This window comes from Sphingopyxis sp. OAS728, from assembly GCF_014873485.1.
Lineage (GTDB): Bacteria > Pseudomonadota > Alphaproteobacteria > Sphingomonadales > Sphingomonadaceae > Sphingopyxis.
This window is the reverse complement of sequence record NZ_JADBDT010000001.1, coordinates 1749061-1763182: the sequence shown is the minus strand read 5'-3', so window position 1 is coordinate 1763182 and position 14122 is coordinate 1749061. Positions and strand designations below refer to the sequence as shown.

The window sequence follows — 14122 nt, the reverse complement described above, 5'->3', positions numbered from 1 at the left end:
GGCCTGCGAGGTACCGGGCGAACGATGCAGCCCGTTGTCGCCAATGTGACGAAATATTGCTGACCTGTTCGAATGCCGCCGAGTCATCGGGCGATTTGTTTCTATTTGTTTCTGTGACGATAATGCGTTGTGTTTCCGCGACGAGTGGTTCCTGCACCATTGACGTCAACTGATCGCCACCTACGTGGCGCGGATGCTTTCCTCCCCTTCCGAGATCGCCCCTTCCGATTTTCTCCAGCCTACGATGACCGCTCCATCCGTCCTCCTGGTGGAAGACGATCCGCCGCTCCGGACGCTCACCGCCCGTGCGCTTCAGGAAAACGGCTATATCGTCCGGCCCGCCGCGACGGCCGCCGAGATGTGGGCGACGTTCGAGGCCGGCCCGATCGACCTGATCCTGCTCGACATCATGTTGCCGGGCACCAGCGGTATCGATCTGTGCAAAATGATCCGGCAACGCAGCAGCGTCCCCATCATCTTTATCAGCGCGCGCGCCAGCGAGACCGATCGCGTCGTCGGGCTCGAACTGGGTGCCGACGATTATCTGGCCAAGCCGTTCGGGACGCGCGAACTTGTCGCGCGCGTCCGTGCGGTGCTCCGTCGCGGTGTCGTCGAGGAACGGCGCGTCATCCCGTCCAACCGTGCCGAGTTCGACCGTTTCACGGTGGATTTCGCCCGGCGCCAGCTGTTTTCGCGCGATGGTGCGATGATCCCGCTGACAGGCGCCGAGTTCGACCTGCTCGCCAGCTTTCTCAGCCATCCGCTGCGGGTGATCGCGCGCGAGCGGCTGATCGAATTGTCGCGAACGCGGATCGGTGATTCCTCCGACCGCAGTATCGACGTCCTCGTCAGCCGGCTGCGCCGCAAGCTGTCGGATGATGGCCGGCCGGCGCCGTTCATCACCGTGCGCGGCGTCGGTTATATGCTGAATACCAGCGTCAACCGGATTTGATGGTCGGGCGGCCATCGCTTGGACTGATCGGTCGCATCGTCGGGATTATTCTCCTGACGGTGATGATGGAGTTTGCGGTCAGCACCCTCCTCTATGAACGCGCGGGCGAGTTTTCGATCAAGGAGGATGAGGCGCGGCGGCTGGCCGAGCATCTGGTGATCGTGCAGCGCCTCGTCGACGAACGTCCCCCTGCCGAGCGCCCGGCGATCGCGAGCTATCTTTCGACCGATCGTTACAAGGTCCACTGGCAACGATCGGCACCTGAACGCCATATTCTCTCCGCAGAGCTCCGGCAAATGCGTGATCAGGTGGTGGAATGGGAACCGGCGCTCGCCAGTGCGGGGCTGCAATTGCAACTGGCATCACCCGTCCGCAACGACAGCGTGGCCGGCCAGATCATCTTGTCGGACGGCAGCTGGGTTCATTTCAAAATGCACGGCCTCGGCACCGGCTGGGGCTTGCAGCTCAATCGCATCATCCTCGCATTGATTCCTGCAATAGCTTTTGCCGTGCTCGGCGGCCTGCTCGTTCGGCAAACGCTGCGGCCGCTCAAGAGCCTGAGCCGCGCGATCGAGAGCATGGGGCAGGGCGAACGCATTGTGGTGCAGGAGGAAGGGTCGAACGAGGTTCGCCATCTGATCCGCGCCTTCAACCAGATGCAGGACCAGATCGGGCGGATGATTGCCGATCGGACCCAAGCGCTGGCGGCCGTCGGTCACGATTTGCGCACGCCTCTGGCGCGGCTTCAGCTTCGCCTGGACGGATCGAACGATACCGATCTGCGCCTCTCCTCCGGCGAAGATATAGCCGAGATGGAGGAAATGATCGCCTCGGTCCTCGCCTATCTCGGCGGCGACACCGATCCCGAGGCGCCGATACGCGTCGATCTTGCTGTCCTTGTCGCAACGTTGGTCGACGACATGACCGATCACGGTCATCGGATAGGATATCGGGGGCCTGACCATCTTGTCGCGACGCTTCGCCACAACGCGTTCAAGCGCGCGGTCGGCAATTTGATCGAGAACGCCATTCATTACGGCGAGGATGTCGAGGTAAGTCTGGCCGGTGAGCCGGACAGGATCATCCTGCGCGTCGAAGATAATGGTCCCGGCATTCCGGTGGAATCGCTTGCGGACGTGCTGGAGCCCTTCGTTCGGCTCGATGCCGCGCGCAGCCGCAATACCAAGGGGCTGGGTCTCGGCCTCGCGATCGTTTCGCGGATGGTGGAACGGGAGGCCGGCACGCTGACGCTGTCCAACCGGCCCGAAGGCGGCCTGCGCGCCGAGATCGCATTGCCCCGCCCGAATCCGGCCAAAGCTTTGCCGCGCCAGCAATAATTCCTTACATTCATGCTGCGTCGCAGCAATTTAGGCCATCTATCAGCCTCCTTCCCCCGGCCGGGACCTCGTCCCGCCCCCCAGCGAAGGAGTATCGGAATGAACGAGCTGATCGGACGCGTCTTCCATTTTGAAAAGCAGGTTTTCCCCAGCAATCTCGATCTTTATTCGAAGCTCGCCAGCGACGGGCAGAGCCCCAAGGCGCTGATGATTTCCTGCGCGGATTCGCGCGTGGTGCCCGAACATATCATGCAGGCGCAGCCGGGCGACCTGTTCGTCTGCCGCAACGCGGGCAATATCGTGCCGCCCTTTGCGACCGCCAATGGCGGTGTTTCGTCGACGGTCGAATATGCGGTGCTCGCGCTCGGCGTGCGCGACATCATCGTCTGCGGTCACTCGGATTGCGGCGCGATGAAAGCGCTGGTGCATCCCGAAAGCCTCGACACCATGCCGAATGTTGCTGCCTGGCTGCGGCATTCGCATGCCGCGCAGCGCGTCGCCGCTGACGGATATCCCGAAGCCGAAGACCATCAGCGCGTGCGGATTGTCGCGATGGAAAACATCGTGGCCCAGATCGCGCACCTGCGGACCCACCCTTCGGTCGCCTTGGGCATCGCACGCGGCGAGATCTCGCTGCATGGCTGGTTCGTCGACATCCACGCCGGTGCCGTGCTCGGCCTTGACGGAACCACCGGCCGCTTCGTGCCCATGCGCGACGATCGTCCCTTGCCCGTCGCGCTTGCTGCCGGGCCGCGCCGCGCCGCCGACGTGCAGCCGCTGGTCGCCGCAGAGTGACGTCGATGACCGCTTCGGCCTTGCCTTCGAACTGGCTTGCGCGCGACATAACCGCGTCGGTCGTCGTCTTCCTCGTCGCGATGCCGCTGTGCATGGGCATCGCGATCGCGTCGGGCGTGCCGCCCGAAAAGGGCCTTATCACTGGCATCATCGGGGGGGTCGTCGTCGGCCTGCTCGCGGGATCGCCGCTACAGGTCAGCGGGCCCGCAGCGGGTCTGGCGGTCATCGTCTTCGAAATCGTCCAGCAGCATGGCCTTGCCGCGCTCGGGCCGATCCTCGTCGTCGCCGGCCTGATCCAGTTCCTCGCCGGCGTGATGAAACTTGGTGGCTGGTTTCGCGCCATCTCGCCGGCTGTCGTTCACGGGATGCTGGCCGGGATCGGCGTACTGATCGTCGTCGGCCAATTCCATGTGCTGTTCGATGCCCGGCCGCTTGCCAGCGGGCTGGAAAATCTGGTCGCAATTCCCGGGCGTGTCCTCGGCCTCGACGGACCGGCGGTTCCCGCGCTGTTCATCGGTATGGTCGCTATCGGTTGTACCCTTTTGTGGGACAAGCTCCGTCCCGCCGCGCTTCGGCTGTTGCCCGGCGCATTGATCGGTGTCGTGCTCGCCACGCTAATCGCGTCGTTCGCCGGTCTTAACGTCGCGCGCGTCGATGTGCCTGAATCGATCACCGCCGCAATCGCGCCGCCGACGATGGCGGGGCTCGGCGCCATGCTGACGCCGACCCTGATGGTCACGGCGATCGCGATTGCCTTCATCGCCAGCGCGGAAACATTGCTGTCGGCAGCGGCGGTCGACCGGATGCACGATGGCGTGCGCACCGACTATAACAAGGAGCTGCGGGCGCAGGGCGTCGGCAACTTCCTGTGCGGCGCGGCGGGCGCGTTGCCGATGACGGGCGTAATCGTCCGCAGTTCGGCGAACGTCCAGGCGGGAGCGGTGACGCGCATGTCGGCGGTGCTGCACGGCATCTGGATCCTCGCGCTGGTCGCGGCAATGCCGTGGCTTCTGCGCCAGATCCCGATGGCGGCGCTGGGGGGTATCCTTGTCGTTACCGGCTGGAAGCTGGTCAGCCTGCGCCATGTGCGTCATCTCTTGAAATCGCATGGCCCGTTGCCGGCGGTCATCTGGGCCGCGACGCTCGTCATGGTTGTTGCGACGGATTTGTTGACCGGTGTCCTTGTCGGCCTCGCTTTGTCGCTGATCGAGATCATCCCCAATATGCGGCGACTGAAGCTCGACGTCGATCAAACCGAGCATGATCATGGCCACGAGCTGCGGCTGGCGGGTGTCGCGAGTTTTGTCTCGTTGCCCAAGCTGTCGTCCGCGCTCGACGCGCTGCCCGCCGACCGAAGCGTCCGGATGAATCTATCCGGTCTGCGATCGATCGATCATAGCTGCGCCGAATTGCTTTCCGAATGGTGGCAGCGTCGCAGGTCGCGGGGCGGCGAGGTCGAGATCCACGGTGCGCACGGACGACTTGCCACGCTACTGGCACACTGAAGGAGCTCTCACGATAAATGCGTCGTGTGTGCGGAAGGCCAAGCCTGCGGCTGCGGGCTTGGTTTTCCGCCTCGACAGTCGACCTTCGTCCTGAAGCTCGCTGCCCTTTGCGGTGGTCCGGCAGCCGGCGACTATAGTGGGTATCGCGCCAGCTATGCCAATGGCGGCCGCAGCCAAGTGACCGTCCGCTTGCCGGTTTTTCTTTCCTATAGGCGCATTCCTATCCCGCGAAATAGTCGATGGGCCGCGATCCTTCCGCGCTGCGGCTCATGCGCGTTTCGATCGCACCGGGCGCGCCAAACGCTGCGATTGCCTGAACCATCAACGCAACACGTGGATCAGGGGCTTGGCTTTCGAACGGGGATTGTCCGCCGTTGCGATAGGTGACCAGTACGTCTGAATCGTCCAGATGCGTCACGCCCATCACCGTGATGCGCCCGCCGTTGAACTCAAGGATTGCATTGCCATCCACATAATAGACCTGAAGCTGGCCGTTCGTGGGATCGCCGGCCTCGGTGCCGCGCAGGTCGATCACGTCGTTGTCGCCCGGTGACTGACCGAAATCCCAGATGATGTCGCTGCCGGACAGTCCGTTGAAGATGAAGCGATCGTCGCCGCCGCCGCCCCAGAGCTGATCGTTGCCCGCGCCGCCGTCGAGCGTGTCCGCGCCGCCGCCCGTCGCCACGCCCGCACCCGTTTCGCCATCGCCGTAGAGGCGGTCGTCGCCGCTGCCGCCTTTCAGCGCATCCCTGCCGCCTTGGCCACCCGCCGCGATGCTCCGTGCGTCGCCGTAGAGTATGTCGGCGCCGTCGCCGCCGTAGAGCCGGTCGTTGCCGCCTCGGCTGCCGCTGCCGATCGCAAGGAGATCGCCATAGAGCGTGTCGCGCCCGAGTTCGCCATAGAGCTCATCGCTCTGCCAGCCGCCGACGAGTTGATCGTCGTGCAGCCCGCCGTAGAGCTTGTCCTCGCCCTTCTCGCCGAGCAGCCGGTCCTCGCCTGCGCCGCCGAACAGCGTATCGCCGCCGTTGCCGCCACTGATCGTGTCGTTGGCGAAGGTCCCAGTCAGCCTATCCGCTGCGCTTGTGCCGCCGATGGCATTGGGGGCAGGGGCGTCGACTGCGAAAATCTGTACCTTGATCCCGCCATCCATGATGTCGAGGTCGTCGCCGCTGCCGTCGGTCCAACTGATCGCGAAGCGATCCGCGCCGAGCCAGGCGACGCGGGGGTGGTCCTGATCGTAGAGCGCGGCGGTGTTGACCTGGAATTCGTCGCCCAACCGCTGGCCGTCGCTTCCGAACACCGCGGCGCGGATCGAGGCGCCCGCATTCGGTTCGCCGGGTTCGCCGTTGGCGTCGCGCCAGGTGACGACGAAACGCCCGTCGGCAAGCGCGGCGACATCGGCGTCGCGCTGGTCGCCCGCGGCGAGCGTGTTGATCGTGAAGGCCTCGCCCAGCGGCACGCCCGTGGGCGAGAAGATCCGCGCCTTCACGTCGGTGCCGTCGGGGTCGGCCGCCGGATCCGTATCAATGGCGTCGTCCTGCCACACCACGACGATGTTGCCGTTGGAAAGCTGGACGATCGAGGGCCTCGGGTCCTCGCCCGGCGCCGCACCGATCTCGAAGGTCGCGCCTGCGCTGCCGTCCGCCGCGCGGATCTGGCCGTAAAAAGCAGGCAGCCCGCCGTCCTGCGCGTCGGCTTCGTCGCGTTGACCATACCAGAGCAGTGCGAACGCGCCATCGGCCAGCGTCGCCAATCCCTTGGGCTTCACGCGCCCGTCCCAGCCGAACACGAAGCTCGAAAGCACCGTCCCGTCGGCGGCGCGGATCTCGCCCTCGCCCTGATCCTCACCGCTCCACACCGTCACCGTGCGGCCATCGGCGAACGCCGCGATCCGCGGGTTTTGGTGATAATAGTCATAGTCGGTGAGCAGCTCGGCGCCGATCGGGACGCCGTCGGCACCGATGATCCGCGTATTGACCGAAGTGCCGGGAAGATGATTCTCCTCGCCGCTGCTATAGACGATCGCGAAGCTTCCGTCGGCACGGGCGGTGACCGCCGGGCTGACCTGCGCATCGTCGGTGATGGTGTTCACGCGGAACTCGTCGCCGATCGCCCGGCCGGTGCCGAACGCGCGGGCGTGGATGTCCGAATAGGATCGAGGCAGCTCGTCGCCGCGCACCTGACTGCGCCAGGTAACAACAAAATCGCCATCGGCGGTGCCCGCTATATCGGCCTGACCTTGCTCGCCATATGTGTGGAGCGTGTTGACGAGAAACTCGGTACCGATCCTGACGGCCATATACGTGCTCCCTCATCTGCGGGTGGGCGGAGATGTTCCATAGCGGGGGAGCGGTTGCCGCGCACCGCGGCGCCGGGACGTTTGAGCCCGCACGCCCCTTTTGCGCGATGGCGCGCGCGGGAGAGGATGCCGCTTCGCCCTCGCGGTTGAGGTAGCGCAAGCTCTTCCGCCAATCTTGTTTCTATTGCCGCCCCATCACCGCCATAGCCCATCATCCGGCGTCATCGCATTTCATTCACACGCAAGAGAGTGAATATTGACTCTTGATCCACGCGCTGTCACTAACAGGGCATGCCGACGATCGAGCGGCGATGAATGGGAGAGGGCAAGATGAGGGTTCAGCTGTTTGCGTCCGTATGCGCGGGCGCGCTTTTCGCAATCCCGGCGGGCGCCGCCGCACAGGATGCCGCCGATACCGCACCGCAGGCCGATGAAGCACAAGGCGGCAACGACATCATCGTCACCGCAACGCGGCGTGCCGAACGCATCCAGGACGTACCGATCAGCATCTCGGCCTTCTCGCAGGAAGAGCTGACCGAAAAGGGCATCGTCGGTTACGAAGGCATCGGGCGCGAGACGCCGGGCGTCGTGCTCAACAAGCCGACCGCCAACTTCAACAATTTCACCGCGCGCGGCATTGCGACGAACGGCTACAACGCGAACCTGCAAAGCTCGGTCGCGATCTACATCGACGAGCTTCCCGTCTCGACGATCGGCAACACCACCGTCGTCGACCCCAATTTGTTCGACGTCGAGCGCGTCGAATTCCTGCGCGGACCGCAGGGCACGCTCTTCGGTTCGGGCTCGCTGTCGGGCGCGATGCGCATCCTCCAGAAAACTCCCGACCTCAATGATTTCGACGTTTCGGCGCTCGTCGATATCGGGCTAACCGGATCGGATTCGATCCGTCAGCGCTATAATGCGATGGTCAATGTGCCGCTGGTCGAGGACAAGCTCGCGCTGCGCGTCGTCGGTTTTTACCGCGATGAAGAAGGCTATCTCGACAATGTCGGGACCGGGGTCAAAAATTCGAACACGCTGATCGATTATGGCGGCCGCGCGACCCTGCTGTGGCGCCCGACCGACCGCCTGTCGATCAAGCTGCTCGGCTCATACGAATATAGCAATCCCAAGGACTCGTCGCTGACCAGCCCGTCGCTCGGGCGCAACAAGCGCGTCTCCGACCAGCCTGACCGCTTCACCGGCAAGCAGCTGATCGCCAACGCGACGATCGACTATGAATTCGATTTCGCGAAGCTGACCAGTTCGTCGACCTATTCGGATTTCGACCAGCGCTTCTACGTCGATCTCGCGGGCACCTTCCAGCCCGGCTCCTTCGCCGGCGCGCCGATCGCCTTCGGGCTCGACGCCGATGGCTATGACAAGGTCTTCGTGCAGGAAACGCGCCTCGCGTCGACGCTCGACGGGCCGTTCCAGTTCGTCGTCGGCGGCTTCTATCTCGATCGCCGCCGCGACGTCGATTATTTCTATCGGTCGAACCCCGCATTTCTCGCGTCGCGCAACATGACGGGGCTGCCCGACCAATATTATCAGAAGCAATATACCCATTCGCTCAGCAAGGAACTCGCCGGCTTTGGCGAGCTGACCTATCGCTTCTCGGACAATTTCTGGCTGACGGGCGGCCTGCGTTATGGCGAGACGTCGGCGCAGGGCTTTACCGAGGAAGGCGGTTATCTTGCGACCGCGCCGGGCTTCTTCAATCTGAACTATCTTCAGGCGGCGCTGGCCGGCCTGAAAGGGCCGACGGGCGCGTATCTTCCGGTCAATTTCACGACGTTCACGCCCTATGCCGCGGTCGAAGGCATCAAGGCGAAGGGGTCGAAGCCGTCGTGGAAAGCGAGTGCGACGTTCAAGCCGAGCGAGAGCGTCACCACCTATGCGACCTTCTCGACGGGCTTTCGCGCGCCGATCGTCAACGCCTTTGCGGGCCGGGCGAGCGTTGTCGATCCCAATGACATCGTCATTCCCTTCGGCGCGGATTCGGATAACCTCAAAAGCTATGAAATCGGTGCGAAGGGCCGCTGGCTGGGTGGACGCGTCAGCATGAATGTCGCCTTCTACCAGATCGACTGGAGCAATATCCAGGCGCAGGCGAACCGCGTGTCGGACTCGGTCCAGTTCGCGACCAACATCGGCGCCGCGCGCAGCAAGGGCTTCGAGTTCGAGGTCGGGGTGATTCCCGCGACGGGGTGGGCGATCGGTTTCAACGGCGCGTATAACGATAGCAAGATCACCAAGCTGTCGCCCGAAGAGGCGGCGATTTCTGGCGCGGTGCTCGGGCACCGGCTGTCGGCGCCGCGGATCCAGGGATCGGCCTATATGTCGTACAGCTTCAAGCTTGCTACCGACGTCGACGCGATGCTGGCGGTCAACGCGCAGCATATCGGCGCGTATAACAGCAGCTTCCCGAACACCCCGGGCGCCCCGAACGTGCCGCTCGCGACGTTCGGCAAGACCGACGCCTACAGCAATGTGAACCTCAGTTTCGGTTTGAAGAAGGGCGATATTTCGGCGCAGCTCTATGTCGAAAATCTCTTCGACGACCATTCGATTACCTACATCCACCCCGAGGCCTTCCTGAACAGCCGCTTCGGGACGATGCGTCCGCGCACCTTCGGCATCCGCCTCGGTTACGGGCTCTAAAGCGATGGCAAGCGCAGAAGCCTCCCTCTCCCCGGCCGCAGCGTCCACGCGGCCGGGGAGCAATCCGACCTTCGTGCTGGGAATGCTCTGCTTCGTCTATGTGCTGAACTTCCTCGACCGACAGCTGCTGTCGATCCTTGCCAAGCCGATCCAGGATGCGCTCCAGATCAGCGACGGCCAGCTCGGGCTGATCAGCGGGCTGTATTTCGCGATGTTCTATTGCTTCATTGCGATCCCGGTCGGCTGGTTCGCCGACCGCACCAGCCGCGTCGGCGTCCTTTCCGCCGCCTGCGCGATCTGGAGCGGGGCGACTGTCGCGTGCGGCATGGCTGCCAACTACATGCAACTGGTCGTTGCGCGGATGGTCGTCGGCTTCGGCGAAGCGGGGGGCGTGCCGCCCTCCTATGCGATCATCACCGACACCTATCCGCCCGGCAAACGCGCCGCGGCGCTCGGCATCTTCAACTTGGGCCCGGCGATCGGCGCGGCGGCCGGCGTGGCGTTCGGCGCGGCGATCGCCGAGCGTTTCGGTTGGCGCATTCCCTTCATAGCGGTGGGCGCGATCGGGATCGTCACCGCGCTGGCCGTCTGGCTGACGGTCCGCGAGCCGAAGCGCGGCGCGACCGATGTCGCCGCTTCGCGCGTAAACGCCGAGGACAAGGCGGCTTTCTGGCCGACAGTTCGTATGTTCCTCTCGCATCCGATCCTGATGCTCGCGGCGCTGGGCAGCGGCGCGACGCAGTTCGTCACTTACGGCCTCGGCAATTTCGCGGTGCTGTTCCTGATGCGCGAAAAGGGTATGGAACTGGGCGACGTCGCGATCTGGTACGCGCTGGTGCTGCTGATCGGCATGGGCGGCGGGATGATTGTCTCGGGCCGCGTGATCGACCACATGGTCCGTAAATCGCGCGCCGGCTATGCGATCGCGCCCGCGCTCTCACTGGTGGTCGCGATGCCCTTTTACGTCGCTTTCGTCTGGGCGCCGGGCTGGCCGCTCGCGCTGGCGCTGCTCACCGTCGTGATGATCTTCAACTATTTCTACCTCTCGGCCTCGGTTGCGTTGGTTCAGGAGGAAGTGAAGCCGAACCAGCGCGTGCTCGCGGGTGCCTTGCTGCTGCTGATCATGAATTTCATCGGATTGGGTCTGGGGCCGACATGGGTCGGTTTCGCCAGCGACTGGTTCAAGGCGCAGGGCGACCTCCACGGGCTGCAAACGGCGCTCTACACGCTGACGCCCTTTTATCTGATCGCGATCGGGCTCTTCCTCTGGCTCGCACGGCGGCTGCGCCGAGAGGATGGCCGGCAGGAGTTGACGGCATGAAGAAACTATATGGCGCATTATCGGCGGCCGGGCTTCTGATGGCGGCGCCCGCCGTCGCAGCAAGTCCGATGGTCGAAGCACCCGCGGGCACGGTCGAGGGTAAGACCGTCGGCAAAATCCGCGAGTTCAAGGGCATTCCTTTCGCGCAGCCGCCGGTCGGGCCGCTGCGCTGGAAAGCCCCGCTGCCGCTGCCGGCATGGCAGGGCGTGCGCAAGGCGCAGAGCTTCGGCGCCGCCTGCATCCAGCCGCGTCCCGCCGCGGTGCACATCTACGCCAATCCGCCCGCGAAGATTTCCGAGGATTGCCTGACGCTCAATATCTGGGCGCCCGAAAACGCGACGGGCGCACCGGTGATCGTGTGGATTCACGGTGGTGCGCTCGCCACAGGCTACAGTCACGAAGGCATGTACGACGGTGCCAAGCTGGCAGCGCGCGGTGCCATTGTTGTATCGATCAACTACCGCCTCGGAGTCCTCGGTTACATGGCGCATCCGGGGCTCAGCGCGGAATCGCCTGACGGGGTGTCGGGCAATTACGGCCTGCTCGACCAGATCGCCGCGCTCGAATGGGTGAAGGCCAATATCGGCGCATTCGGCGGTGATGCGGCGAATGTCACCATCGCGGGTGAGTCCGCGGGTGCGCTCAGCGTGATGTATCTGATGGCGTCGCCAAAGGCGCGCGGCCTGTTCCACAAGGCGATCGCGCAGAGCGCCTATATGATCTCGACCCCCTCGCTGAAGGAGGTTCGCCACGGCGAACCCGCCGCCGAAGCGACGGGCGAGAAAGTTGCCGCCGCGCTCGGCGCAGCCGACATCGCCGCGCTGCGCAAGGTCGATCCGGCCCAGTTGACCGACGGTGCGGCCAAGGTCGGCTATTTCCCGTGGGGTACCGTCGACGGCAAGGTCCTGCCCGACCAGCTCGTCGACATCTTCGACCGCGGTGAGCAGGCGCCCGTGCCGATGATCGCCGGATTCAATATTGGCGAAATCCGTTCGCTGCGTATCCTTGCGCCGCCGGTTCCCGCCAATGCCGCCGCCTATGAGACGTCGATCCGCGAACGCTATGGCGACCTCGCCGATGCCTGGCTCAAGCTCTATCCTGCAAAGAATCTTGCCGAGACGATCCTCGCGACCCCGCGCGACGCGCTCTATGGCTGGACCTCCGAACGGCTCGCGATCAAGCAAACCGCGCTCGGCCAGCCCGCCTATCTCTACCTCTTCGATCATGGCTATCGCACGGCGAGCGAAGCCGGGCTGCACGGCTTTCATGCCGCCGAAATCCCGTTCGTGTTCGGCACCGCGAGTGATACTCCGCCTTATTGGCCCAAAATCCCCGACACGGTGGCCGAGCGCCGTTTCGCGACCGCGATGGGCGATTATTGGGTCTCCTTCGCGAAGACCGGCAAGCCCGAGGCGGCAGGGCAGGCGGCATGGCGCCCCTATGGCAAGGACGCCGCCTTCATGGCCTTCGCCGACGTGCCGCGTCCCGGTGCGCGGCTGATGCCCGCCATGTACGCGCTGCACGAAGCCGCGGTCTGTCGGCGCCGTGCGGCGGGTAACCAACCGTGGAACTGGAACACCGGCATCGTTTCGCCGGTCCTCGCGAAGGACGCGAACTGTCCATGATTCACGGTATGATGCAGGATTACCCGCTGACCCTCGACAAATTCCTCGATCATGCCGCGCGCTGGCATGGCGAGGCCGAGGTCGTCACCGCGCGCGAGGACGGAAGCGTTGGCCGGATCGGCTATGCGATGCTCCGCGACCGCAGCCTCGCGATCTCGTCGCTGCTCGCCGGCTTCGGGGTGGGCGAGGGTGACCGCGTCGCGACGCTGGCATGGAACAGCCAGGCGCATGTCGAGGCCTGGTATGCGACGATGGGCATCGGCGCGGTCTGTCATACGCTCAATCCGCGCCTCACCGCGCCGCAGCTCGCCGCGATGGCGGTGCAGTCGGGCGCCAAGCTGCTGATCGTCGGCGCCGATCTGCTGCCGCTCGCGCGGTCGATCGTCGAGCGAGCTCCCGCGATCGCGCAGGTGCTGGTGATCGACGGCCACGCCGGGGATTGGCCCGCCGCCGCGCCGCCGCTCCACGAACTTGAGGGTCTGATGGCGGACGCGTCGGGCGGGACGCAATGGGGCGGCTTCGACGAACGTTCGCCTGCTGGGCTATGCTTTACCTCGGGGACGACGGGAGCGCCAAAGGGCGTAACCTACACGCACCGCGCAAGCTTCCTCCACACGCTGCGCGCGTTGCAGGCCGACGTCATGGCCTTCACGCACCGAGATGCGGTGCTCGCGGTGGTGCCGATGTTCCACGCCAACGCCTGGGGGCTGCCGTTCGCGCTGCCTGCGGTCGGCGGCAAGCTAGTACTTCCCGGGCGTCAGGCCGACGGCGCAAGCCTTGCGCGACTGATCGCGGCCGAGGGCGTGACGGTCGGCGTCGGGGTTCCGACGGTGTGGCTCGGCGTCGTCGAGCATCTCGAGGCGACCGGCGGCGACCTGCCGTCGCTGAGGCGCATCATCGTCGGGGGTGCGCCGATGCCGCCCGCACTGATGGAGCGTATCGAGCGACGCCTTGGCGTCACCGTCCAGACGAGCTGGGGCATGACCGAATTGTCGCCGCTCGGTACAATCGCGCCGCCCGACGACCCGCTTCGCACCGCGTCGGTGTCGGGGCGGCCCGCGATCGGCGTCGACCTGCTGCTCACCGACGCGGCCGGTATCGCGTTGCCGGAGCAGCGCGGGGTCGAGGGGCATTTGCGTGTCCGCGGATCGGCAGTGGTCGAACGCTATCTCGGGCAAGCGGAGTCCGCCACGGATGCCGACGGCTGGTTCGCGACCGGCGATCTCGCCCGGATCGATGCGCGCGGGAACCTGTCGATCACCGGCCGCGCCAAGGATCTGATCAAGTCGGGCGGCGAATGGATCAACCCCGCCGAGATTGAGGCCGTCGTCGGCGCGCTGCCGCAGGTATCGCTCGCCGCCGTGATCGGCCGCGAAGATCCCAAATGGGGCGAGCGGCCGGTGCTGCTCGTCGAACTTGGCGCGGATGTCGACATCAGCGACGCCGATCTGCTCGCGCCGCTTGCGGGCCGTGTGGCGCCTTGGTGGATCCCCGACGCCGTCGTACGCCTAGCCGCGATGCCGCTGGCGCCGACTGGAAAAATCGATAAGATTCGCTTGCGGAACGATCATGGCGCGGGTTGATCGGCAAGGGGACGTTGCGGCAGGGGCGGCGACGGAACAGT

9 protein-coding genes are annotated in these 14122 nt (G+C 65.0%); 8 read left to right on the top strand and 1 reads right to left on the bottom strand.

All coding sequences use genetic code 11. The annotated features are described in order from the left end of the window. Positions 1-244: 244 nt before the first annotated feature. The 4 genes from GGC65_RS08240 to GGC65_RS08225 all read left to right on the top strand — a co-directional run bounded on the left by GGC65_RS08240 (position 245) and on the right by GGC65_RS08225 (position 4589). Complete coding sequence (locus GGC65_RS08240; protein WP_192646711.1) at positions 245-952, top strand: response regulator transcription factor; 708 nt, start codon at positions 245-247, stop codon at positions 950-952. Next, a complete protein-coding gene (locus GGC65_RS08235; protein WP_192646710.1) occupies positions 952-2289 on the top strand; it encodes an ATP-binding protein in 1338 nt (445 codons plus the stop codon). Before GGC65_RS08240 ends, GGC65_RS08235 begins: the two co-directional genes overlap by 1 nt. 99 nt (positions 2290-2388) lie before the next feature. After that, positions 2389-3084 (top strand): carbonic anhydrase, encoded by a 696-nt coding sequence (locus GGC65_RS08230; RefSeq protein WP_192646709.1) that lies wholly within the window; start codon positions 2389-2391, stop codon positions 3082-3084. 5 nt (positions 3085-3089) lie between these two features. Beyond that, positions 3090-4589 (top strand): SulP family inorganic anion transporter, encoded by a 1500-nt coding sequence (locus GGC65_RS08225; protein WP_192646708.1) that lies wholly within the window; start codon positions 3090-3092, stop codon positions 4587-4589. A gap of 220 nt (positions 4590-4809) precedes the next feature. On the opposite strand, the gene GGC65_RS08220 is transcribed toward GGC65_RS08225, so the two are convergent. Then, positions 4810-6888, bottom strand: a complete 2079-nt coding sequence (locus tag GGC65_RS08220; RefSeq protein WP_192646707.1) for a calcium-binding protein — start codon at positions 6886-6888, stop codon at positions 4810-4812. Positions 6889-7218: 330 nt separating this feature from the next. Here GGC65_RS08220 and GGC65_RS08215 point away from each other — a divergent pair, with 330 nt between their 5' ends. Genes GGC65_RS08215 through GGC65_RS08200 form a run of 4 tightly spaced genes read left to right on the top strand, consistent with a single transcriptional unit; the run spans position 7219 to position 14081 of the window. Continuing rightward, entirely contained in the window at positions 7219-9552 is a 2334-nt protein-coding gene (locus GGC65_RS08215) for a TonB-dependent receptor (RefSeq protein WP_192646706.1), read from the top strand. 4 nt (positions 9553-9556) lie between these two features. Further along, positions 9557-10873 (top strand): spinster family MFS transporter, encoded by a 1317-nt coding sequence (locus tag GGC65_RS08210; RefSeq protein ID WP_192646705.1) that lies wholly within the window; start codon positions 9557-9559, stop codon positions 10871-10873. Continuing rightward, positions 10870-12498, top strand: a complete 1629-nt coding sequence (locus GGC65_RS08205; protein ID WP_192646704.1) for a carboxylesterase/lipase family protein — start codon at positions 10870-10872, stop codon at positions 12496-12498. The genes GGC65_RS08210 and GGC65_RS08205 overlap by 4 nt, the downstream gene beginning before the upstream one ends. Further along, complete coding sequence (locus GGC65_RS08200) at positions 12495-14081, top strand: AMP-binding protein (protein WP_192646703.1); 1587 nt, start codon at positions 12495-12497, stop codon at positions 14079-14081. The genes GGC65_RS08205 and GGC65_RS08200 overlap by 4 nt, the downstream gene beginning before the upstream one ends. Positions 14082-14122 lie beyond the last annotated feature (41 nt).